This window comes from Sphingobium sp. SJ10-10, from assembly GCF_036038995.2.
Taxonomy (GTDB): Bacteria; Pseudomonadota; Alphaproteobacteria; order Sphingomonadales; family Sphingomonadaceae; genus Sphingobium.
Genome location: NZ_CP158132.1, coordinates 2,260,455 through 2,280,306 on the forward strand (window position 1 = coordinate 2,260,455; position 19,852 = coordinate 2,280,306).

Sequence of the window (19,852 nt, forward strand, 5' to 3'; positions counted from 1 at the left end):
GGATCGCTCCCTTGTCCGGAATGTGGCATGGCGCCGGCGCTCCGACCGGATGTCAAGGGGGCGAGGGCTAGCGGATGCCCGCCTCGTTGAGCCTCGCGGTCCAGTCCTGAAGCGTCAGGTCCGTGGTCGGCGCGGTCTCCGCGCCCATGCTCTCGCGCATGATCTCGAGCGCCCAGGCGCCGCGCTCGTCCTGTTCCGCGGCGACCGTGTCCTCCGGGATCCACAGCGCATAGTCGCGCATATGGGCGTCGGCCGCAGTGAACAGGATGCAGATGTCGCTGGCGATCCCGGTGAGGATCAGCCGGCTGACTCCAAGCTTGGGAAGCAGCACTTGCAGGTTGGTGGCGTAGAAGCCGGAAAATTGCGGCTTGATGATGAAATAATCCTGATCTTCGGGCTTGAGCTTGGCCGTGACCGGGTTTGCCTTCGCCAGCGCGCGATCCACCAGGCGCGACTTCTCCGAATGCCATTCGCCGAAATTGTCGTTGACGTAGACGACTGGCCATCCGGCCTGCTCGACCGTGGACCTGAGCGCGAGAATCGCGTCGGCCGCCGCCGCCGCCTTGGGCTGGATCAGCCCGGCGCCTTCGAAATCGAAGGAATTGATCATGTCGATGATGAGAAGCGCGATGGCGCCACCCGCGCGGTCGCGCGCAGCGGCGTCAGGGCCTGTCGTCTGTTCACTGTCCAGCATCGCTCCTTTGGGCAAACGTCTCGAGCCGCCGCGGGTTGCCCGCCTGCGCCTATCATCTACGAGTGGTGGAACTGTGCAGCGCAGCAAAGTGTTTCGGTCGGGGGCCGAACAGGAGGACATCATGGCAAAGCAGCAGTTCACCGACGCGATCGCATTGCTCAAGGCGGACCACCGCGAGGTGGAGACGCTTTTCGAGCAGTTCGAGAAGACCAAGGACAGCGCCAGGAAGCAGGCCATCGCGCTCAAGATCTGTACCGAACTCAAGATCCATACGACGATCGAGGAAGAGATTTTCTATCCCGCTTTTCGCGGCAAGATCGAGGACGACACCCTCGACGAGGCCTATGTTGAGCATGACGGTGCCAAGGTGCTAATCAACGATATCGCCGGCTCACAGGCCGAGGCGGACTTTTACGACGCAAAGGTCACGGTGCTGTCTGAAGAGATCAAGCACCATGTGCACGAGGAAGAAATGCCGTCCGAAGGCATGTTCGCGCAATGTCGTGAGACCGACGTCGACCTCGTGTCGCTGCGCGATCAGATGCTCGCGCGCAAGCAGGAGCTTCTCCTCCTGGCCCAGGCCGGCGGGCTTCCGCCCGCCAAGCCGACCGCCGTCAATCTCGTCACTGCGTGACGCCGGGACGCGGCGTACCGGTCCACGCCGGGCGCGCCGCGCTTCAGCCTTTCGCGCGCTGATCCTCCGGATAGTCCTCAGGCGTCACAGTGCTGACGCCAGGCCGATCCTCGACATCTTCCTGGGGTTGCCCGCCGCCAGTCCGCGGATCGGGGCCATTATCGTTCGGCCGGGCGTCGGCCGCCGGTCCGCGGCCAGTTTCAGCGCTATCCTTGTCCGTAGGGCGAAGTCCGTCATGCGTAAGTACGAACAAGGCCGCGACCGCGATGCCGATGACGCCGCGCAGGCCAGCGATCGTAGACAGCAGGCCGTCGGCGCCGGCATAGACGGCGAACACCATGGTGAAGGCGAACAGCGCGCTCACGGGAACAGGAAGGCGACTGTACCCAGGATCAGGGCAAGGACGCCACGGACCACAAACCATACCCAGTTGCGGCTGAGCAACGGAATGCCGGTGCGGGCGTTGCTGCCCGCACCGGCATGGGGAGCCGTGGCGGATTTGCTCGTCATGGCCTGGCCTCCTTCGTCATTCCTCGCGCTGGCCGAACAGGCTCAGCAGCAGCTGGAAGAGGTTGATGAGGTTGAGATAGAGCGACAGCGCGCCCATCACCGCCAGCTTTTCGGCTCGTTCGCTTCCAGCATAGGCCAGATACTCGCTCTTCAGCCGCTGCGTGTCCCATGCGGTCAGGCCTGTGAACACAAGCACGCCGACGATTGAGAAGACGAGCTGGAGCCTCGAGGAACCGACGAACAGGTTCACCAGGGTGGCGATCACCACGCCGATCAATCCGACCATCAGGAAGGTGGTCCAGCGCGACAGGTCGACATTGGTCGTATAGCCCCACAGGCTCATGCCTGCGAACACCGCCGCCGCGCTGAAGAAGGCCAGTGCGATGCTGGTGCCGGTGAAGACGAGAAAGATGCTCGCCATCGACACGCCCATCACGACCGCAAAGGCATAGAAGGCCGTGCGCGCCTGTACCGTCGTCATCTTTTCCGCCCGGAACGAGAAGAACAGTATGAACGCCAAAGGTGCGAAGATCGCGACCCACTTCAGCGGCGTACCGAAGATCGGCTGATAGAGCGTCGGTGTGCTCGCAATCAGTAGCGCAACGAGCGCCGTGATACCGAGGCCCAGCGCCATGTTGCGGTAGACGCCGAGCATGTGCTGGCGAAGACCCTCGTCATAAACGGCCGCGCTCGCTGCGCGCGCCGACGAAGGCGGCGGATACGTAACTGGGTCAAAATGTTTGTTCATGCCTCATTCCATTGATTTCAGGTCAAGGAGGCACTCGGCCAGCTTCGCCTTGAAGCTGCGCGATCCTGCACCGAGCGCACTCGATGCGGTCCGACATCACGGAGGCTTTGCAGCCGCCGCCAGAGGGGCCCGGTCCGCAGGCAAAATCTTGTGTTTTCCGTGATGATTTCAAGAGCCGAGAATTCGCTTTGCTGCTCAAATGCGCGGTGAAAAAAATCTCTTGAAAGCCTTCAAACCCTTCCTAGATTTTTTATCGCCGGACGCCGTTCGGGTCCGGTTGGACATAGAGAGCGTCGGCTCTCCGCTACCGGCGCCTCTCATGCCCAGATCGCTTCATAGGAGGATTTGGAAATGAGAACTAACTTTGATTTCGCGCCCTATCGGCGCTCGACCGTAGGCTTCGATCGCCTGTTCAACCTGCTCGAAGCAGGCGCGCGTGAAGACGATGGCTATCCGCCCTTCGACATCCTGAAGGATGGCGAGGACAGCTATCGCATCACGCTGGCAGTCGCCGGCTTCCGACCCGAAGACATCGAGGTGGTGGCGCAGCAGAACCAGCTCACCGTCACCGGCAAACGCGCCGAGGATAACGGCAAGGGCGCCTATCTGCATCGCGGTATCGCCGCGCGCGCCTTCGAGCGGCGCTTCCAGCTCGCTGACTTCGTGGAAGCCGGCAATGCCAGCTTTGAGAACGGCCTGCTGAGCATCGCGCTCAAGCGTGTCGTCCCCGAGGCGATGAAGCCGCGCCGGATCGAGATCGGCGGCAGCAATGCTGCCCAGGATCAGATCGAGGCGCCCAAGGACAAGGTCCGCGAAGCGGCTTGATCCTTAGTTTAACTGGTTTGCCGGCGCCGCACTCTGCGGGCCGGCAGGCCTTTACCCTTCCAGCCAGAAAAGGAGATGACCATCATGGCTTTTCGTGATCTCATTCCCTGGAGCCGGCAGGAAAACCGGCTCCCTGTCCCGGTCAGTGCCGAGCGCGGCCGCGACAATGATACCCACCCGCTGCTCTCGCTCCATCGCGAGGTGAACCGACTGTTCGACGACGTCTTCCGCGGCTTCGGCGTGCCCGCCTTCGCCGGCCTCGACCGCGCTGCCGGTTGGCCCCATGTGGAGCTCGGCGAGACCGACAAGGAGATCCGCGTCACGGCGGAACTGCCGGGTCTCGACGAGAAGGACGTGGAGATTACCGTCGAAGACGGTGCGCTAACGCTTCGCGGCGAGAAGCGGTCCGAGGTCGAAGACAAGGATCGTGGCTATAGCGAGCGCAGCTACGGCCGCTTTGAACGGCGTATCGGACTGCCCAAGGGGGTCGACCGTGACCAGGCGAACGCGACGTTCAGGAACGGCGTGTTGACGGTCACCCTGCCCAAGACGGAGGCGGCGAACGAAAATGTCCGCCGCATCCCGGTCAATGGCAAGGCGGCGTGACGGTCTGGCCCGGAACCTCGGTTCCGGGCCATTCGCCAACGACAATCACACCGGGCCTGACCCGTCCAGCGCGCTGCCACGCGAGGCCTGTGCCATGATAGAGCCGGTGCTGCCGGTCACTAATCAAGGCGGACGAGGCCGACGCGAACAGTGGAAGGTTCGCTTCGCGCCTCGCTGGCGGCCAGTGGCGGATCCACTAACCGGATGGACCGGCGGCGGCGATCCGCTCGAGACGATCGAGCTGCGCTTTCCCAACTTGGAGGCGGCGGCGAACTATTGCCAGCGGCAAGGATTGCGTTTCTCAGTCCATGGAGAGGCGCGTCGCCAGCGCCCGCTTCACGCTTATCTGCCAGCGGCGCCCGCTCCAGTGCTGTGCTGCTCGCCGACAGGTCCGCATGCGCGTTGCTGCGGTGCCTATCCGATCGCTGCGGCAGAGCGTGATTGTCATCCAAGGTTCAGCGTGGCCGGTTAGATCTCTCACCCACCAAACCAGCAACGAAAGGACGAATGATGCGAAAATTGCTTCGTACAGCCGTCTTGGCCGGCGCGGCGGCAATCGCCACCGCGGGGACGGCTATCGCGGCCGCAAACCACAACCGGGTCATGACTATCGACTTGCCCGACGGCTCGCTTGCCCGGATCGAGTACCAGGGCGATGTGGCGCCCAAGGTCACCGTTGAGCCGGCGATGAGGTTCGCGCCGGTGCGATTTGCCGATCCGGCGATAACCGCGCCGTTCGCGCTGTTCGACCGGATCGCCGCCGACATGGATCGGCAGATGGATGCGATGTTCCGCCAGGCGCGGATGCTCGAAGCGGCGGCGGCCAGAGGCGCAACGCCGGACCGGGCCGCCTTCGGCACCCTGCCGGCAGGAACCGTGAGCTATCGCTTCGTCTCTACCAGCACCGGAAACGGTACTTGCAGCCGCAGCATCCAGGTAACGTCGCTCGGCGCGGACCAGCAGCCAAAGGTCGTTTCGAGTAGTTCCGGTGACTGCGGCGCACCGTCACGCGGGCCGGTTCAAGCCGTTGCCGATCATGGCAAGCTGGCATCACCAGCGAAGACCATTTGAGCGATGGCCCGGGAGAAGCAATTTCTCCCGGGCCTTTCACGATTCACCCGCGCTGCCGATGGGATGCCCGATCCAGCGCGGCGAGGACCCGGTCGATCACGCCGGCGCTGCTCGCCGCCTTGGGAAGCTCGCGGCGCGCGAAGTGCTGCAGCCGGTCGACGTCGCGCTGCGGCAGGCGGAGCTCGATCGGCATGGCTCCGAGACGATCGGGCGCGATCCGCTGCGCGGCCTTGCCTGAGCGCAGAAAATGATCGAGCAGCCGCTTGCGATCGGCAAAGCTCCAGCCCAGCGCCTCAAGTTCCTCGGGCGGCACCGACAGGAGCGCGAGCGCGAACTCCATGATGTCGTCGAATGGCAAGGCAATGCGGACGCGGCGGCCGCCGCGTTCGCGCCACTTTCGCAGCGGCCCCCTCGTCATTGCATCCTGATCACGCCATCGACGGCGCGCCACTCGGTCGGACGAACAAGCTGGTCGTGCGCGATTTGCACCGAGTGGAGCGCCGCCTCGATCTCGCGCCGCCAATGATCGAGGAAGTCGAACAGCACCGGGAAATCGGGCGCAAGATCATACTCCTGCCAAACGTACAGCTGCAGTAGTGAAGGGGCGTCCGGCCGGTAGTAGTGCACTTCGGCGGTGGTTAGCCCATATCCCTGCAGCTGAGCGAGGAAAGCGCGATCCCTCATTGAAGCCGACTACCCGAATCCCTGCCTTCGTCGAGCGAGCGCATGGCGGCGAGCACTTCATCGATCGGTACGGCGCGTTTTGCGCCCGGGGGTTTGCGAAGCGCCGGCTTGTCTCGCACGGCAGATCGATCCGATGCCCAGGATGCGAGGATGGCACGCTTCACTTCGGGTTCCAAATCCGGATGCCGCGCAACATCAAAGGGGTGAAGAAAACGTGCGTAGGGCTGCGACATGGCCAAAACTCCTTTCCTTGTGTCGCTCCTTTCGTTGATGCGGGACAGACCCGCACCGGAGAATTTTGGTTCCGTTCCGAGTCTCGTCAAGAGGCAAGTTGGACCGGATTGGCACTCCAACGCCAAGAGTGCCAAAAAATTTCATTCCCCCTCTTGAACGGAAAAATCGGTTTTCCTAGCTCAGCGAAACCTGTCGTTCGGATGAACGGCAGGGTTGTCACATCATGTTTTGCATCTGGAGGTTTTGCCATGCATTTCCGCCCCTTGCACGACCGTGTGGTCGTCCGTCGCATCGACGCCGAGGAGAAGACCTCGGGCGGCATCATCATCCCTGACACCGCCAAGGAAAAACCGCAGGAAGGCGAGGTTGTCGCCGTCGGGCCGGGCGCCCGCGACGACAACGGCACGCTCGTCGAACTGTCGGTGAAGGCCGGTGATCGGATCCTGTTCGGCAAATGGTCGGGCACCGAGGTCAAGATCGATGGCGAGGATCTGCTCATCATGAAGGAGAGCGATATCCTTGGCGTGATCGACAACGTCGTGCCGCTCAAGCAGGCGGCCTGATCGACCGCCCTCATCCCTCGAACATTCAGGAAGGACATAGAAAGGAGTAGCAGCGATGGCTGCAAAGGAAGTCAAATTTGCATCGGACGCGCGTGACCGCATGCTGCGCGGCGTCGATACGCTCGCGAACGCGGTCAAGGTGACGCTTGGCCCCAAGGGCCGCAACGTCGTCATCGAGAAGAGCTTCGGCGCCCCCCGCATCACCAAGGACGGCGTCACCGTCGCCAAGGAAATCGAACTTGCCGACAAGTTCGAGAATATGGGCGCGCAGATGCTGCGCGAGGTCGCAAGCAAGCAGAACGACAAGGCCGGCGACGGCACCACCACAGCGACCGTGCTCGCCCAGGCGATCGTGCGCGAAGGCTCGAAGGCCGTCGCTGCGGGCATGAACCCGATGGACATCAAGCGCGGCATCGATCTGGCGGTGACCACCGTCGTCGCCGACCTCGAAGCCCATGCCAGGAAGGTGAGCGCCAATAGCGAGATCGCGCAGGTCGCGACAATCTCGGCCAATGGCGACGAGGAAGTGGGCCGAATCCTTGCCGAGGCAATGGAGAAGGTCGGCAATGAGGGCGTGATCACGGTCGAGGAGGCCAAGAGCCTCGCGACCGAGCTCGAGACCGTCGAGGGTATGCAGTTCGACCGCGGCTACCTCTCGCCGTACTTCATCACCAATGCCGAGAAGCTCAAGGTGGAACTGGATGATCCGTACATCCTGATCCACGAGAAGAAGCTGTCGAACCTGCAGGCCCTCGTGCCGCTGCTCGAGAAGGTCGTCCAATCGGGCCGCCCGCTGCTGATCATCGCCGAGGATGTGGAGGGCGAGGCCCTGGCGACCTTGGTCGTCAACAAGCTGCGCGGCGGCCTCAAGATCGCGGCGGTCAAGGCGCCGGGCTTCGGCGATCGCCGCAAGGCGATGCTCGAGGATATCGCCGTCCTCACCGGTGGCAATGTCGTCAGTGAGGAGCTCGGCACCAAGCTCGAGAACGTGACGATCGGCATGCTCGGCCGCGCCAAGAAAGTCACGATCGACAAGGACAACACCACGATCATCGACGGCGTCGGTACCAAGGCCGATATCGACGGCCGCGTCGCGCAGATCCGCCAGCAGATCGAGACGACCACCAGCGATTATGATCGCGAGAAGCTGCAGGAACGGCTCGCCAAGCTTGCCGGCGGTGTCGCGGTGATCCGCGTCGGCGGTGCGACCGAAGTCGAGGTCAAGGAGAAGAAAGACCGGGTCGACGATGCGCTGCATGCCACCCGCGCCGCGGTCGAAGAGGGCATCCTGCCCGGCGGCGGCGTGTCGTTGCTGCGCGCGCTCAAGGCGCTGGATGGCCTCAAGGCCGCCAATGACGACCAGCAGTCGGGCATCGACATCGTCCGCCGGGCGCTACGCGCCCCCGCCCGACAGATCGCCGAGAACGCCGGCGAGGACGGCGCCTGGATCGTCGGCAAGCTGCTCGAGAGCGACGACTACAACTGGGGCTTCAACGCAGCGTCCGGCGAGTACCAGGATCTCGTCCAGGCCGGTGTGATCGACCCGGCCAAGGTCGTGCGTACCGCGCTGCAGGACGCGGCCTCTGTCGCCTCGCTCCTCATCACTACCGAGGCCCTCGTCGCCGAAGTGCCGAAAGAGGAAAAGGCCGCGCCGATGCCGGCGATGGACTACTGACGTGAGACGGGGAGCCCGATACTCGGGCTCCCCGGAGCTTAAGAGCTTAAGAGCGACAAGTCCCTTTCTATTATTCTTCGATGCCGGTCAGGCAACTGCTGGATGTCGGCTCCTGGCAACAGCTGTCGGTCGACTTATTGCTATGGGACGGCGGCTCTCTCCCAGATGCAGTCATTCCCACATGGTCGCAAACTTGCGTTGTATCGTGGGTTCGATTACGGTGCACGCAGTCGAACTGAGCTGCCAAGTACCGGTTTTCAGAGGAAAAAGTCGACGAGGTATATTCCGAGGTATCGCGGAAATTCGGATTGGTCAGAAGCGGGATAAATCAGCCGCTTAGCCGACCAGTTCGAATCCCTCCCGCTCCGCCACCACCCTGTCCTTTTTCATCCGTTTCGAATCACTAAGCCCAGCTTTTTTGCGGCTTTCAGCATCATGAGATCACCGGTCCCATGATCCGAAACATGCTGTCAGATATCTGGCTTGCCAAGCCCGAGACAGCGCGCCGGGTCCGGCAGGGGATCGGTAGCGTTCTCGATTGGGCTACGCCTTGGGTTATCGTGAGACGGAAGCGCTTATGCGCGCGATCACCAAGGGGCTTCCACGACAACCCAAGAAGGAGGGGCACTTCGCTGCCATGGCTTATGCGAAGGTGCCCGCGTTCATGGTGAGGCTTACGGAGCGAAAATCCTTCAGCCGACTTGCACTGCGTTCGCTATCCGCCTCAATCTGGAAAACAGCCTCGAGGTCAGCGGGATCGGCAACCTTGTCGGGCCGGTCGATTGGCGGAAAACCGCTCTAAAAGCTGCCGGGGTAAAGCCCGCCGTCCATCAGGATATTCTGGCCGGTCAAATAGCCGACGTGACGGCTGCACAGGAAGGCGCACATGGCGCCCATCTCGTCGGGATCGCCGACGCGGCCCGCGACGGCATTGCCGGTCAGATGCCTTGTAATTTCCTTCGAATTGCGGAGCCGTCCCGTATCGAACGGGCCAGGGAGCAGATTGTTGATCGTCACGCCCTTGCCCGAATATTGCGGCACCAGCCCGAACACGAAGGTTGACGAGGATATCGACCTTGCCTGCCGCGGCGACGAGCGCCGATCGAACCGCGGGTTCGGCACGCTGCCGACCACCGTCGTCACCGCGACATCGGGCGCGTGCGCGCCGATTTCGGCGGCCGCCTCCTCCAGCGTTGCGGCGGTGCGCGCATTGATGACGACGTTGACGCCCTCGCCCGCGAGCGCCTTGGCGCAGGCGTGGCCAAGGCCAGGCGCCGGCCGGTTCGACTTTGGTCAAAACCATCCGTTCATGCTCTTCCGCGCCGCTGTTCGGGGGCCAGCCTGTATTTGCCCTGGTTGACATGCGCTTAAGGTCGATGATCGAGGAATGCCGTCGGCCGATCGCTTGATGGAGCAGGTTGCCCCGGCATTACGGGCTGCGTGGATCGCGCGCGGCCTTCTCCACAACCATGGGCGAACCGTTGCTTGAGAAGCAACGAATGCCTGTCCGTAACGTCATTGGATGTCAACAAGACTAGTGTATTCTGATTGAATGCATTGGGGGCAATGACTGGGCAACGAGGAGATGTGCCTGGCGGTAAACCGGGGACATCTCCTCCGAGCGACGGTGCAGACCGTAATTCGTGGAGGCTATGAGGGCTTCAGCCGGAAAGTGAATGCAGGGCGCTGGTCGGGTCGGTGAACGCCAAAAGGGACAAAATACGTCACCGTCACAACGACCTTCGCGGATTTTCCGACGAGCCGTTCGATGCCGCTGAGATGCCGGAAGCAGTCAGCCCAAGATGCACGAACGCTGTCAAAGAAATAAAGATGGGGGTAGAAGTGACCGAAGCGTCGATAGAGTCCAAGATGAATCGCCAGCACGTATCGCTTAGCCGACTAGTTCGCCTGGCCTCCGTAGCATCGGCGTCGCTTGCCGCATCACTCGTTGTTCAGCCAGTGCAGGCGCAGCAAGCGACCGACCAGCTTGTCAACAGCGTCGACGATATCGTCGTCACCGCGCAGAAGCGCGAGGAACGCCTGCTGAAGGTGCCGATCTCCGTCGCTGTGCTCGGCGGAAAGGCGCTCGACAAGCAGGCCACGGGTGGCACGCTGGAGGCGCTGCTTCAGGTTCCGGGTATCTCGCAAACCGGCAACGATGCGGGCAATCTGACCCAGGTATCCATTCGCGGCGTGTCGCCTGGCGCTCCTTCGGGGGCGGGATCGTCCACGGTCGGCTATTATATCGATGCCATTCCCTTTGCCCTGGTGCGTGCGGCCGTCGTGCCGAACACCAACAGCTACGACATGGCGCGGATCGAAGTGCTGCGCGGCCCGCAAGGCACGCTCTATGGTGCGAGTGCGCTCAACGGTGTCGTCCGCATCCTCACCAACGATGCCGATCCGACGAAATTCGAATTCAAGGCGCGCGGCGGCGCGTCGGTCACCAAGGGCGGCGATCCGGGCTTCCGGGCAGACGCGGCGGTCAATATTCCGCTGATCGAGGACAAGCTGGCTATCCGTGCCGTTGCCGATATCGAAAGCCTGGGCGGTTGGGTCGAGCAGCCGGTCCGGGGCAAGAAAAACGCCAATGGCGCCCTCAACAAGAGCCTGCGCTTCAAACTTGCTGCGGTTCCGACCGACAATCTCAAGATCGATCTGAGCGCCTGGTATGAGCATGACAGCTATGATGGCGGCGATTATGCGGATGACGCGGGAAACCAGTCGACAACCGTCGCGCAGCCGGGGGTGACGGAATTCAAGGCGTATAGCGCGAAGATCACCTACGACCTGCCCTTCATGTCGGTGTCGAGCGCGACAAGCTATCTCGATTTCGACCAGACCATCAAAAGCGATTTCAGCTATGTCACGGGGGGCGCGGTCCCCGTCCAGTTGATCGCATGGTCCCCGACCAAGGTGTTCACCGAGGAACTGCTCTTCAATTCCGTCGGTTCGGGTTCATGGCGCTGGTCGGCGGGCGCATTCTACCGCAACGCGCGTGGCGGCGTTAATTTCATCGCGGAAGGACTGCTGCCGGCACCGCTCTATTCGCGTGACTCCTCCAAATCCTACGCCGTGTTCGGGCAGCTCACCCGCACCTTCGCCGATGACAGGTTCGAACTGACCGGCGGCCTGCGCTATTTCCACGACACCTCGACCACAGAGGTTCTCCCGGGCGGTTTCATCCCGCCGTCCACCGTCGAGGCGAAGTTCAAGTCCGTCACCCCGCGGGTCGTCGCGACCTGGCTGCCCAGCCCGTCCTTCACCGCTTATGCTTCCTATTCACAGGGGTTCCGCAGCGGCTTGAACCAGGGACCGCTGGCCCTGGTGGCGGCGCCCGGCCTGCCGCCCGCCAAGGCCGACACCGTCCACAATTATGAAGTCGGTACAAAGGGCAGCCTGTTGGGCGGCCTGGCCACCTTCGAGACGGCGCTGTTCTACATCAAATGGGTCAATGTGCAGCAGCTCGGGCAGATTCTCTACAACGGAGCCTATACCCCGGCCACGGTCAACGGCCCCTCGGCCAGCGGCTTTGGCGCCGATTTGAGCCTGACCCTGCATCCCGCGACCGGTTTCCAGATCGGCGGCGGCCTGAGCTACAGCGGGCTGACCCTGGACAAGAACATAGAGGCGGGAACTCTGGTTCTGTACCGCAAGGGCGACAGGACGGCCAACTCGCCCGAATGGACCGGCAACGCCTTTGCCAACTACACCTTCCCGATCAGCGACAGTCTGGACGGGCGCCTCAATCTTTCGGCGACCTACCGTTCCGACGTGGCGCTCAGGATCTCGCAGGACAACGGCCAGGGCGTGGGGGTAGGCGTCTACCGAAGCGGCAAGCCGATGATCGTCAACGCCAGCTTCGAGCTTGCGACCCACACGAACAAGACTTTCTCGATCTATGTCCAGAACCTGACGAACTGGGACGGGACCATGTCTGCTCCTGCGGTGCCGACTCTGGCCTTCCGTCCGCGGCCGAGGAACATAGGCATTCAGTTCGAGGCCAAGTTCTAGAGCATTCCGAAGCCGTCTGCGACAGCCGGCAAGTCGCGGAACGCGGGAAAACAAGAAGGAATGGAGCGGTGAACGATTCAAGGTGATCGTTCACCGCTCCAGACTCGAACCGGAGCGGAGCGCGCCCCCCGTCATAGCAAACAAAATGGCGGCCGGTCCGGGGATGGAGAGTCTCCCGGATCGGCCGCCATGGAAATGGGATGCGGTGAGGAGACACCGCATCCCATCGGGCACTCATTTACCGGCCGCTCTCACTTGAACGTGTAGCGGACGCCCAGCGCGAAGGTGCGCGCCAGCAGGGTGGTGCCGAGGTTGAACCGATCGGGCCCGCCCACATCCTCGAACTTGTAATAGGTCTGCTGCTTCGACTTGGTCAGGTTCACCGCGTCGAAGGTCACGCCCAGACGGTCGTTGACGTTCCAGGTGAGCTGAAGGTCCAGACTCTTTTCTGGGTTGCGCCACACGCCGATCGGGTTGGCGAACAGGCGGGCTTCGTTGTTCGCCAGAAACTCCTTGCGCCAGATATAAGACAGGCGCGCGCCGATCGGGCCGTTATCATAGGCGAGCGTCGCGTTGTAGCTGAGGTCCGACACGCCGAAGAAGGACGAGGTGGATTCGCCGGTAACGACGCCAGCCGAGTTGGTTTCCGGAATATTCTGCTTGGAATCCAGCACGGTGACGCTGCCCACGAAGCCCAGGCCATTGAGCGGTCCCGGCAGGTAGCTGGGGAAATAGGTCAGGCCCAGTTCCAGCCCCTTGAGCACGCCGTTCGATGCGTTGACCGGACGGGTGATGGCGAAATTGTTCGTCGCGCCGGCGACGATGCCGTTGTTCGGGATATATTCCTGAACCGTCAGCGGCACGACCAGACCCTGAATCTCGCGGCGGAAGCCGGTCAGCGTGATGGCGCTGTTGCGTTCGAAATACCATTCCAGCGCCACGTCGAAATTCTTCGAATGGGTGGGTTTGAGCGTCGCCGTGCCCGCCGTGCCGCTGCCATAGCCGACATTGGTGAGGTCGCCGGTCAGGTTGTAATTGGGGTTGATGTCGCTGAAATTCGGGCGGCGCAGCGTTTCGCCATAGTTGAAGCGCAGGCGCAGATTGTCGAAAATCTCGTAGCGCGCGGTGAAGCTGGGCAGGAAGCGGTCCGACCCCGACGACACGCGGGTCTGTGCGCCGCCATTGTAACGGTCGAAGAAATTATAGTCGGTGTCGACCGTCACATAGCGCACGCCCGCCTGCAATTTCAGCGGACGGCCGAAGATCGACACCTCGCCATCGGCCTGCAGATACATGGCGATGGTGCTTTCATCGATGTCGAACGTCTTTTGCAGCGCGAGCTGGTCGGAGGTCTTCAGGCCATAGAGGCCGCGGACGGTGTCGGCATTGTCATATAGCCAATAGCCATTGGCCAGGGTCCAGCTCGACGGCACATCGGCGCGGCCCTGATAGAAGTCGGAATTGGTGAAGGCGGCGCCTTCGCCCAGCCCGGCCAGCGTGGTCCGGACCAGCGGGCCACCGGCATCCTGGGAACGCACGGCGGTCGACGCCTTGCGCTGGTCGATGCGGATGCCTGCCTTGATCTGACGCAGAAAGCCTTCGTCCCAGCTATAATAGCCGTCGAGCGTGCCGGTGATGGCGCTGCCCTTGTCGCGATTGGCATTGTCGTAAAGCTGGGCGACGTTCCAGACGCCGGGATCGGCCAGCAGGCTGTCATCGTCGAAATGATAGGAAGGGATGCCGCCGCCTGCGTTGAAATCCACGTCGATCGAGTTGGCGACGCGATCCGTCCGCATGGCAAGGAAGGAGGTCTTCACCTTGCTGGTCTGATAGGCGATGTCACCGATGATCTTGCCGCGATCGCCCAGATCCCATTTGCCGTTCAGCGCATAGACGAAGCTGTCGGTGCTGGTCTTGGTGAAGTCGCCGCTGTTGAAGCCGTAGACGCTGTTGGCGGTGCGCGCCTTGACGATGTTGGTGCCGTCATAGAGCGTCGGCGCTTGCGGGTTCGCCCAATAATCGACGAAGCTGAATTGCAGGCTGTTGAACGTTTCGCCCCGGAAGCCCGCATAGAAGACTTCGGCGGTGTAGACCGAGCTGCTGTTGGGCGCCCATTGCAGCGCGACGTTGAAGGAGGGGCGCTCGCGCTTGCCGTAGAGGTCGGAGCTGAAGGCCGCGTCGCGCGACAGATAATAGGGCGTTTCGACGCCGTTGACGTCCATCGTGGCGCCGGCCGCCGTTGAAAGGCCGCTGTTGAGGCCGGGATCCCATGCGCCCAGTGCCGGTGCCCGGCCGAACTCTCCGGTGATCGGGTCGCGGCCGACCGGGAAGATGCGCTGGAAAGCCGTCAGGCCGGTTCCGGTGGGCGGGGTCATGGTGGCAAACGGGACGAAGGCGCCCGCCGTCACCGTCTGGTCGCGATATTTGGTGCGGCTGTAGCTGCCGTTCACCAAAATGCCGATGTCGCCAATGCCGGTTTCCCAGCGGTCGCTGACCAGCAGCGCGACGTTCGGATTATAGCTGTCGGCCTGCTCATTGTAGATGCCGCGGGCAAGGCCGGAAATGGCGAAGCCGTTAAAGTCGAACGGGCGGCGGGTTTCGACATCGACCTGCCCCGCAAGGCCGGTTTCGATCTGGTCGGCGGAGCGGGTCTTGAACACGTCGACGCGCTTGACGAGGTTGGCCGACACGTCCTGCAACTGGAAGGACTGACCGGCGGCGGTGAAGATGTTGCGGCCGTTGAGGGTGGTCAGCGCGTCGGGCAGGCCACGGATCGAGATCGCCGCCGCCTCGCCGCCGGTGCGGTTCGTGACCTGGATGCCGGTGACGCGCTGGAGCGCCTCGACCACATTATTGTCCGGCAGTTTGCCGACATCTTCCGCGACGATCGAATCGACGATCTGGGTCGATTCCTTGCGGACGTTGAGCGCGCCGACGATCGAGGCGCGGACGCCGGTGACGACGATGTCATTGGTTTCGTCCTGCTGCGGGACGGCTTCAGGCGCGGCTTGAGTCTGGGCGTGGGCGGCGCCCGCCAGCATAAGGGCGAGCAGGGATGCAGACGTGAAAGCGACTGGCTTCATGGCCATGGTTGATCCTCCCCTTGGAGATTTGGGTGCGTTGGGCACTGGAATTACTCAGACTAATTATTTCTCGGAGTAATAGAAGGCAAGAGGGAATCTGTGCCGCTGCTTAAGAAAAAATATCCGCTTGTGGCAAATTTGTCTCAGCCCGAAAAATGGAGGTTCATGCGGGATGGCGCCAGCATGAAGAAGCCGTCCCCCGAGAAGGGAGACAGATTTATTCCTTTTATTTGTCAGACTTAGAAGTGGGTCAGTCGGTAATCCAACGCGCAGCAGCGTCGCGGCTGCCGACGAGGCGGACCTGCCCATTCGCCAAGCCGAGCGCCTTGCCGGTGACGGTGATCGATACGAAGCGGACCGTGCCCGATCTGTCGTCAGGGAATAGGACGAACTGGCTGCGCATCGCGAAGTCGGCGCTGCGGTCGTCCCTGGTAAGGGCGACGGAACCGTCCCTGGCCGCGACCAGATAATGGTCGGGCAGCAATATGGGGGACAACATCACGCTCTGCGGCCCCGCACGGCCTGCGGTCTGGCGGAACTGGGTGGCGGGCAAAGACGGATTGCTCGCGATCAGGCGGGTGCCCTCATGGGCGAGCAGCGCCTTTGGATCGACGGCGGAGGCGAAGCGCTCGGGCAGTGGGCCATTGCCGACGGGGACGCCGAAATCGGGCGTGCCGTCAGCCTTGTAATAGAGGCGCTGGATGCGGGTGTGGCGGTCGGGGTTGAACAGCGGATCTCCCTTGATCGCCTCATAGTCGCGGCCATGATAGACCAATATGTCGCGGCCCTTTTCATCCACGGTGAAGCTGTTGTGGCCGGGGCCGTAGACGCTGGTTTCCTTGCAGGTGGTGAACACCGGCTGCGGCGACTTCACCCAGACATTGGGGTCCATGATGTCGGCATCCTCGGGCGCGGTCAGCAGGCCCAGGCAATAGCGCGCATCGGTGGCGCTGGCCGAATAGGCCATGAACAGGCGGCCGTTGCGGTGCAAAACGGCGGGGGCTTCGGCCACCTTGTAACCGCCTATTTCCCAGTCGAGCGTCGGGATGGTCAGGCGGGTGGCTTTGCTTGCCAGTTTCAGCGGCGATGCCAGCGGAGCGATGTAGAGGTTGGAGTTGGTCTCGATCCCCGGCTCGCGCTGCGCCCAGGCGAAATAGCGCTGGCCGCGATGGACGAAGCTGGTGGAATCGAGGTTGAAGCTGTCCCAGGGCGCCTGGAACTGGCCAAGGACGGTCCATTTGCCGGTCATCGGGTCGGGGCCATCGCAGACCACGGCATAGGTGCGGATGCGGAACACATCCTCTCCGCCGCCGCTGGGACCGGCGGCGAAGTACATGATCCACCTCCCGTCGATCTGGTGCAGTTCGGGCGCCCAGATGAAGCCCGACAGCGGGCCGGTCTTCTCGTGACGCCAGAGGATGGCTTCCTCGGCGGTGGTCAGGCCCGCCAGGGTCTTCGATCGGCGCAGGACCAGCCGGTCATATTCGGGGACGGAGCCGGTGAGGTAATAATAGCCGTCTTCATGGCGGAAGACCTGCGCGTCGGCGCGCTGCTTCACCAGCGGGTTGACCGGGACCGGGGCGGGTTGCGCTGGCTGGGCGGCGCGCGCAATGAGTGGTGTTGCGGACAACGCGGCTGTTCCGGCGAGGAATAGGCGGCGGTTCATGGGGTTCATTCAAAGCTCTCCTCTTGGGGCGCCCTCACCCTTCCGGCGCTTCGCGCCTCCCTCCCTCTCCCGCTGGGAGAGGGAAAGGGTGAGGGCGAGTTCTCAATAATCTGCAACAGGCCAGCCATCCGCGCCCCAGCGAACCGGCGCGATCCTGAGCGTGGGCGCGCCGTTCGCCTGCTTGTCATAGGCGTGGTAGACGACATACTCCTTGCCATCCCGGTCATGCAGCCAACCCGCATGGCCGGGGCCGCGCCAGCGCTGCTGTTCCTGAAGGTCGGCGCGCAGGAAGATGGTGCCGCCGCCCTGCATCATCGGGCTGCCATCCTTACCCAGATAGGGGCCGGTGATCGCCTTCGACCGGCCGATCACGGTATAATAGCTGCTGTTCACGCCCTTGCAGCAATAGTCGTAGGACGCCATCAGCCAATAATAGCCCCCGTGATCGACGATGAACGGCGCCTCGACCGGAGCCGGGCCGCCTGCGGGTGCGGGTCGGCGGGCGATGGAAATAGGTTTCTCGCCGGGATGCAACGGTTTCCCCGTTTTCCTGTCCAGCTCGAACAGCTTGATGCCGGTCCAGAAACTGCCCAGCGTCAGCCAGTGGCGGCCTTCGCGGTCGATGACGAAATTGGGGTCGATGGCGTTATAGTCGTCCGCTTTGGTCGACATCACCACCAGCCCCTCGTCGCGCCAGCCATAGTTCGGCGCCTCGGGATTGAGTGTCGGGCTGGTCGCAAGGCCGATGGCGGAGCGGTTCGAACCGAAGGTCGAGACCGAATAATAGAGCCGGTAGCGGCCGTTCACGAAACTGATGTCGGGCGCCCACATGCCGTCGCTGCCGGGGATCGCCCTGGTCGCCCATGCGGGAAGCGCGGTGAAGACCGGATCGCCCGCTGTCCAGTGGATCAAGTCCGGCGAGGTGCGGGTCTCGATCAGGCGCTGGCCGTGGCCGGTGCTGAAGACGTGATAGCTGTCGCCCTCGCGGATGATGACGGGATCGTGGGTCGGCGTGAGGTCGCCGGTCAGACGGCTGTTTAGCGTCTCAGCCCCGGCGATGCTCGCGCAGGCGAGGAGGGCGAGGCTCGCCATTTTCAACATATTTGACAGCGCCATGCGGACTCTTTTCGACAGCGGTTCTGGGCGTCATGTGCTCCTGCGAAGGCAGGAGCCCAGTTCCGCCGTTTCAACTGGGTTCCTGCCTTCGCAGGAACACGGAACCCCTAAAAAGGATGGAGCGGGCGGCCATTCCACCCTCCGCCCGCTCCAAAGGCTTTATTGCAGTTCCAGCACCACCACCGATTTGGGCGGCAAGGCGACGGTCAGCGTGCCGCCGTTCACCTGCGCGCCGGTGAAGGCGGCGGGCTTCACCACTTGCGGATCGTCGAAACTGTTGTGCGCATTGATCGCCGGGGCCGTCAGGATGCGGCCCGACACGCTCGCCGCGTTCAGGCCATCCAGCTTCACCGTCACCATGTTGGTCTGGTTGGGGTCGAGGTTCGACAGGCCGACATGGACCTTGCCGTCCTTGGCCCTCACCACCGATCCGCTGACAGCGGGCATCACATACTTGTCCTTGTGATACCAGGGCGTGTCGATGTCGATCGGCAGCACCGTGGCGTCCTGCCAGGGCTTGTACATTTCGAAGACATGATAGGTGGGGGTGAGCACCATCTTCTTGCCTTCGGTCAGGATCATCGCCTGCAACACATTCACCATCTGCGCGATGGCGGTCATGCGCACGCGGTCGGCATGTTTGGCGAAGATATCGAGGTGGATCGAGGCGATCAGCGCGTCGCGCAGCGTGTTCTGCTGCCGCAGGAAACCCGGATGCGTGCCGGGGTCCTGCGCATACCAGGCGCCCCATTCATCGACCGCCAGGAAGACGCGCTTTTGCGGATCATATTTGTCCATGATCGCGCTGTGCCTGGTGATCAGCTCGTCCATCTTGAGCGCGCCCGCCAGCGCATCCGCCCAGCCCGTCTCGTCGAAGTCCACCGCAGGCGCACGCGGAGGCCAGCCGCCCGCCGGGTGGACATAATAATGGAGCGACAGCCCATCGAGCCGGTCGCCCGCCACCCGCATCATCGTCTCGGTCCAATTATAATCATCGACATTGGCGCCTGCCGCGATCTTCATGATCCTGGTGCCTGCGGGGGCTTTCACGAAGGTCGCATAGCGGCGGGTTTCGTCCGCCGCGAACTCCGGCCGCATATTGCCGCCGCAGCCCCACAGCTCATTGCCGACGCCGAAATAGGGGACGGCCCACGGCTCCTTATGCCCGTTTTTGGCGCGCAGGTCGGCTAGGCTGCCTGCGGGCGCGGTCATATATTCGACCCACTCGGCCATTTCCTGCGGCGTGCCATTGCCGACATTGCCCGCAATATAGGCCTGCGCGCCGACCTGACGGAGCAGTTCGAAAAACTCATGGGTGCCGACCGAGTTCGGCTCGGTCACGCCGCCCCAATGAGTGTTGACCTTGGTCGGGCGGTCCTTCTTGGGACCGATGCCCTCGCGCCAATGATATTCGTCGGCAAAACAGCCGCCCGGCCAGCGGATGATCGGCACGGACAGATTGCGCAGCGCCGCGACCACATCGTTGCGGAAGCCGTTGGTGTTGGGGATCGACCTGTCATTGCCGACCCACAGGCCGCCATAAATGCCGTTGCCCAGATGCTCGGCAAACTGGGTGAAGATCGCCTTGTCATAGGTTGGGCCGGGCTTGTCGGCATGGATCGTCGCCATCGTCGGCTTGCCATCGGTCTGGGCCTGTGCGCCGGTGAGCGCGGTGGCGCAGAGCAGAAGCGCGGCAGTCGTGCGGCGCAGGGCTTTCAACATTCCTCTC

General features: G+C 62.9%; 22 protein-coding genes. 10 read left to right on the top strand and 12 right to left on the bottom strand.

Annotation, left to right across the window (positions count from 1 at the left end; genetic code table 11):
- Positions 1-67: 67 nt before the first annotated feature.
- Positions 68-694, bottom strand: coding sequence for an isochorismatase family cysteine hydrolase (locus tag VVT58_RS11010; RefSeq protein ID WP_327755039.1), 627 nt, complete (start codon positions 692-694; stop codon positions 68-70).
- Positions 695-815: 121 nt separating this feature from the next.
- On the opposite strand from VVT58_RS11010, the gene VVT58_RS11015 reads away from it, so the two are divergent.
- A complete protein-coding gene (locus tag VVT58_RS11015) occupies positions 816-1,328 on the top strand; it encodes a hemerythrin domain-containing protein (protein WP_327755040.1) in 513 nt (170 codons plus the stop codon).
- Positions 1,329-1,371: 43 nt separating this feature from the next.
- Here VVT58_RS11015 and VVT58_RS11020 read toward each other — a convergent pair whose 3' ends face one another.
- From VVT58_RS11020 to VVT58_RS11030, 3 genes are read right to left on the bottom strand one after another with little or no spacing between them, the layout of a single operon-like run.
- The gene (locus VVT58_RS11020) at positions 1,372-1,692 is read right to left on the bottom strand and encodes a hypothetical protein (protein ID WP_327755041.1); all 321 of its coding nucleotides are present in this window, start codon (positions 1,690-1,692) and stop codon (positions 1,372-1,374) included.
- Positions 1,689-1,838, bottom strand: a complete 150-nt coding sequence (locus tag VVT58_RS11025) for a hypothetical protein (protein ID WP_327755042.1) — start codon at positions 1,836-1,838, stop codon at positions 1,689-1,691. Before VVT58_RS11025 ends, VVT58_RS11020 begins: the two co-directional genes overlap by 4 nt.
- A gap of 16 nt (positions 1,839-1,854) precedes the next feature.
- Entirely contained in the window at positions 1,855-2,493 is a 639-nt protein-coding gene (locus VVT58_RS11030) for a Bax inhibitor-1/YccA family protein (protein WP_327755071.1), read from the bottom strand.
- Positions 2,494-2,937: 444 nt separating this feature from the next.
- Here VVT58_RS11030 and VVT58_RS11035 point away from each other — a divergent pair, with 444 nt between their 5' ends.
- From VVT58_RS11035 to VVT58_RS11050, 4 genes are all read left to right on the top strand, one after another.
- Positions 2,938-3,411 carry an Hsp20 family protein gene (locus tag VVT58_RS11035; protein WP_327755043.1) on the top strand — a complete coding sequence of 158 codons (474 nt, stop codon included), beginning with the start codon at positions 2,938-2,940 and terminating at the stop codon, positions 3,409-3,411.
- Between the two features lie 84 nt (positions 3,412-3,495).
- On the top strand, positions 3,496-4,017 hold the full coding sequence (locus tag VVT58_RS11040; protein ID WP_062068276.1) for an Hsp20/alpha crystallin family protein: 522 nt from the start codon (positions 3,496-3,498) through the stop codon (positions 4,015-4,017).
- A 94-nt stretch (positions 4,018-4,111) separates the two neighbouring features.
- The gene (locus tag VVT58_RS11045; protein ID WP_327755044.1) at positions 4,112-4,489 is read left to right on the top strand and encodes an NADH dehydrogenase ubiquinone Fe-S protein 4; all 378 of its coding nucleotides are present in this window, start codon (positions 4,112-4,114) and stop codon (positions 4,487-4,489) included.
- Between the two features lie 47 nt (positions 4,490-4,536).
- Positions 4,537-5,088 carry a hypothetical protein gene (locus VVT58_RS11050; protein ID WP_327755045.1) on the top strand — a complete coding sequence of 184 codons (552 nt, stop codon included), beginning with the start codon at positions 4,537-4,539 and terminating at the stop codon, positions 5,086-5,088.
- Between the two features lie 43 nt (positions 5,089-5,131).
- On the opposite strand, the gene VVT58_RS11055 is transcribed toward VVT58_RS11050, so the two are convergent.
- Genes VVT58_RS11055 through VVT58_RS11065 form a run of 3 tightly spaced genes read right to left on the bottom strand, consistent with a single transcriptional unit; the run spans position 5,132 to position 6,005 of the window.
- Positions 5,132-5,506: a hypothetical protein gene (locus VVT58_RS11055; RefSeq protein ID WP_062061351.1), complete on the bottom strand. Its 375-nt coding sequence runs from the start codon at positions 5,504-5,506 to the stop codon at positions 5,132-5,134.
- On the bottom strand, positions 5,503-5,772 hold the full coding sequence (locus VVT58_RS11060; protein ID WP_062061348.1) for an usg protein: 270 nt from the start codon (positions 5,770-5,772) through the stop codon (positions 5,503-5,505). Before VVT58_RS11060 ends, VVT58_RS11055 begins: the two co-directional genes overlap by 4 nt.
- Positions 5,769-6,005 carry a hypothetical protein gene (locus VVT58_RS11065; RefSeq protein WP_062061345.1) on the bottom strand — a complete coding sequence of 79 codons (237 nt, stop codon included), beginning with the start codon at positions 6,003-6,005 and terminating at the stop codon, positions 5,769-5,771. Before VVT58_RS11065 ends, VVT58_RS11060 begins: the two co-directional genes overlap by 4 nt.
- A gap of 249 nt (positions 6,006-6,254) precedes the next feature.
- Here VVT58_RS11065 and groES point away from each other — a divergent pair, with 249 nt between their 5' ends.
- From groES to VVT58_RS24415, 3 genes are all read left to right on the top strand, one after another.
- A complete protein-coding gene (groES, locus tag VVT58_RS11070; protein WP_072596869.1) occupies positions 6,255-6,569 on the top strand; it encodes a co-chaperone GroES in 315 nt (104 codons plus the stop codon).
- A 55-nt stretch (positions 6,570-6,624) separates the two neighbouring features.
- Positions 6,625-8,244, top strand: a complete 1,620-nt coding sequence (gene groL, locus VVT58_RS11075; RefSeq protein WP_327755047.1) for a chaperonin GroEL — start codon at positions 6,625-6,627, stop codon at positions 8,242-8,244.
- A 464-nt stretch (positions 8,245-8,708) separates the two neighbouring features.
- On the top strand, positions 8,709-8,915 hold the full coding sequence (locus tag VVT58_RS24415) for a hypothetical protein (protein WP_405053700.1): 207 nt from the start codon (positions 8,709-8,711) through the stop codon (positions 8,913-8,915).
- 127 nt (positions 8,916-9,042) lie between these two features.
- Here VVT58_RS24415 and VVT58_RS11080 read toward each other — a convergent pair whose 3' ends face one another.
- The gene (locus VVT58_RS11080) at positions 9,043-9,261 is read right to left on the bottom strand and encodes an SDR family oxidoreductase (RefSeq protein WP_327755048.1); all 219 of its coding nucleotides are present in this window, start codon (positions 9,259-9,261) and stop codon (positions 9,043-9,045) included.
- Here VVT58_RS11080 and VVT58_RS11085 point away from each other — a divergent pair.
- Together VVT58_RS11085 and VVT58_RS11090 are read left to right on the top strand one after the other, a co-directional pair.
- On the top strand, positions 9,251-9,604 hold the full coding sequence (locus tag VVT58_RS11085) for a hypothetical protein (RefSeq protein WP_327755049.1): 354 nt from the start codon (positions 9,251-9,253) through the stop codon (positions 9,602-9,604). The two genes, VVT58_RS11080 and VVT58_RS11085, sit on opposite strands and share 11 nt — an antisense overlap.
- 470 nt (positions 9,605-10,074) lie before the next feature.
- A complete protein-coding gene (locus VVT58_RS11090; protein ID WP_327755050.1) occupies positions 10,075-12,258 on the top strand; it encodes a TonB-dependent receptor domain-containing protein in 2,184 nt (727 codons plus the stop codon).
- Positions 12,259-12,509: 251 nt separating this feature from the next.
- On the opposite strand, the gene VVT58_RS11095 is transcribed toward VVT58_RS11090, so the two are convergent.
- From VVT58_RS11095 to VVT58_RS11110, 4 genes are all read right to left on the bottom strand, one after another.
- Positions 12,510-15,347 (bottom strand): TonB-dependent receptor, encoded by a 2,838-nt coding sequence (locus tag VVT58_RS11095; RefSeq protein WP_327755051.1) that lies wholly within the window; start codon positions 15,345-15,347, stop codon positions 12,510-12,512.
- A gap of 244 nt (positions 15,348-15,591) precedes the next feature.
- On the bottom strand, positions 15,592-17,016 hold the full coding sequence (locus tag VVT58_RS11100; RefSeq protein WP_327755052.1) for a glycoside hydrolase family 43 protein: 1,425 nt from the start codon (positions 17,014-17,016) through the stop codon (positions 15,592-15,594).
- A gap of 93 nt (positions 17,017-17,109) precedes the next feature.
- The gene (locus VVT58_RS11105; RefSeq protein WP_405053701.1) at positions 17,110-18,123 is read right to left on the bottom strand and encodes an arabinan endo-1,5-alpha-L-arabinosidase; all 1,014 of its coding nucleotides are present in this window, start codon (positions 18,121-18,123) and stop codon (positions 17,110-17,112) included.
- Between the two features lie 159 nt (positions 18,124-18,282).
- Positions 18,283-19,845 (bottom strand): alpha-N-arabinofuranosidase, encoded by a 1,563-nt coding sequence (locus VVT58_RS11110; RefSeq protein ID WP_087576047.1) that lies wholly within the window; start codon positions 19,843-19,845, stop codon positions 18,283-18,285.
- Positions 19,846-19,852 lie beyond the last annotated feature (7 nt).

Bases quoted from the DNA above. Each gene is read 5' to 3' on its own strand.
- VVT58_RS11010 (WP_327755039.1), bottom strand. From the start codon at position 694: ATGCTGGACAGTGAACAGACGACAGGCCCTGACGCCGCTGCGCGCGAC.
- VVT58_RS11015 (WP_327755040.1), top strand. From the start codon at position 816: ATGGCAAAGCAGCAGTTCACCGACGCGATCGCATTGCTCAAGGCGGAC.
- VVT58_RS11025 (WP_327755042.1), bottom strand. From the start codon at position 1,838: ATGACGAGCAAATCCGCCACGGCTCCCCATGCCGGTGCGGGCAGCAAC.
- VVT58_RS11030 (WP_327755071.1), bottom strand. From the start codon at position 2,493: ATGCTCGGCGTCTACCGCAACATGGCGCTGGGCCTCGGTATCACGGCG.
- VVT58_RS11035 (WP_327755043.1), top strand. From the start codon at position 2,938: ATGAGAACTAACTTTGATTTCGCGCCCTATCGGCGCTCGACCGTAGGC.
- VVT58_RS11040 (WP_062068276.1), top strand. From the start codon at position 3,496: ATGGCTTTTCGTGATCTCATTCCCTGGAGCCGGCAGGAAAACCGGCTC.
- VVT58_RS11045 (WP_327755044.1), top strand. From the start codon at position 4,112: ATGATAGAGCCGGTGCTGCCGGTCACTAATCAAGGCGGACGAGGCCGA.
- VVT58_RS11055 (WP_062061351.1), bottom strand. From the start codon at position 5,506: ATGACGAGGGGGCCGCTGCGAAAGTGGCGCGAACGCGGCGGCCGCCGC.
- VVT58_RS11060 (WP_062061348.1), bottom strand. From the start codon at position 5,772: ATGAGGGATCGCGCTTTCCTCGCTCAGCTGCAGGGATATGGGCTAACC.
- VVT58_RS11065 (WP_062061345.1), bottom strand. From the start codon at position 6,005: ATGTCGCAGCCCTACGCACGTTTTCTTCACCCCTTTGATGTTGCGCGG.
- groES (WP_072596869.1), top strand. From the start codon at position 6,255: ATGCATTTCCGCCCCTTGCACGACCGTGTGGTCGTCCGTCGCATCGAC.
- groL (WP_327755047.1), top strand. From the start codon at position 6,625: ATGGCTGCAAAGGAAGTCAAATTTGCATCGGACGCGCGTGACCGCATG.
- VVT58_RS24415 (WP_405053700.1), top strand. From the start codon at position 8,709: ATGCTGTCAGATATCTGGCTTGCCAAGCCCGAGACAGCGCGCCGGGTC.
- VVT58_RS11090 (WP_327755050.1), top strand. From the start codon at position 10,075: ATGGGGGTAGAAGTGACCGAAGCGTCGATAGAGTCCAAGATGAATCGC.
- VVT58_RS11095 (WP_327755051.1), bottom strand. From the start codon at position 15,347: ATGGCCATGAAGCCAGTCGCTTTCACGTCTGCATCCCTGCTCGCCCTT.
- VVT58_RS11100 (WP_327755052.1), bottom strand. From the start codon at position 17,016: ATGAACCCCATGAACCGCCGCCTATTCCTCGCCGGAACAGCCGCGTTG.
- VVT58_RS11105 (WP_405053701.1), bottom strand. From the start codon at position 18,123: ATGGCGCTGTCAAATATGTTGAAAATGGCGAGCCTCGCCCTCCTCGCC.
- VVT58_RS11110 (WP_087576047.1), bottom strand. From the start codon at position 19,845: ATGTTGAAAGCCCTGCGCCGCACGACTGCCGCGCTTCTGCTCTGCGCC.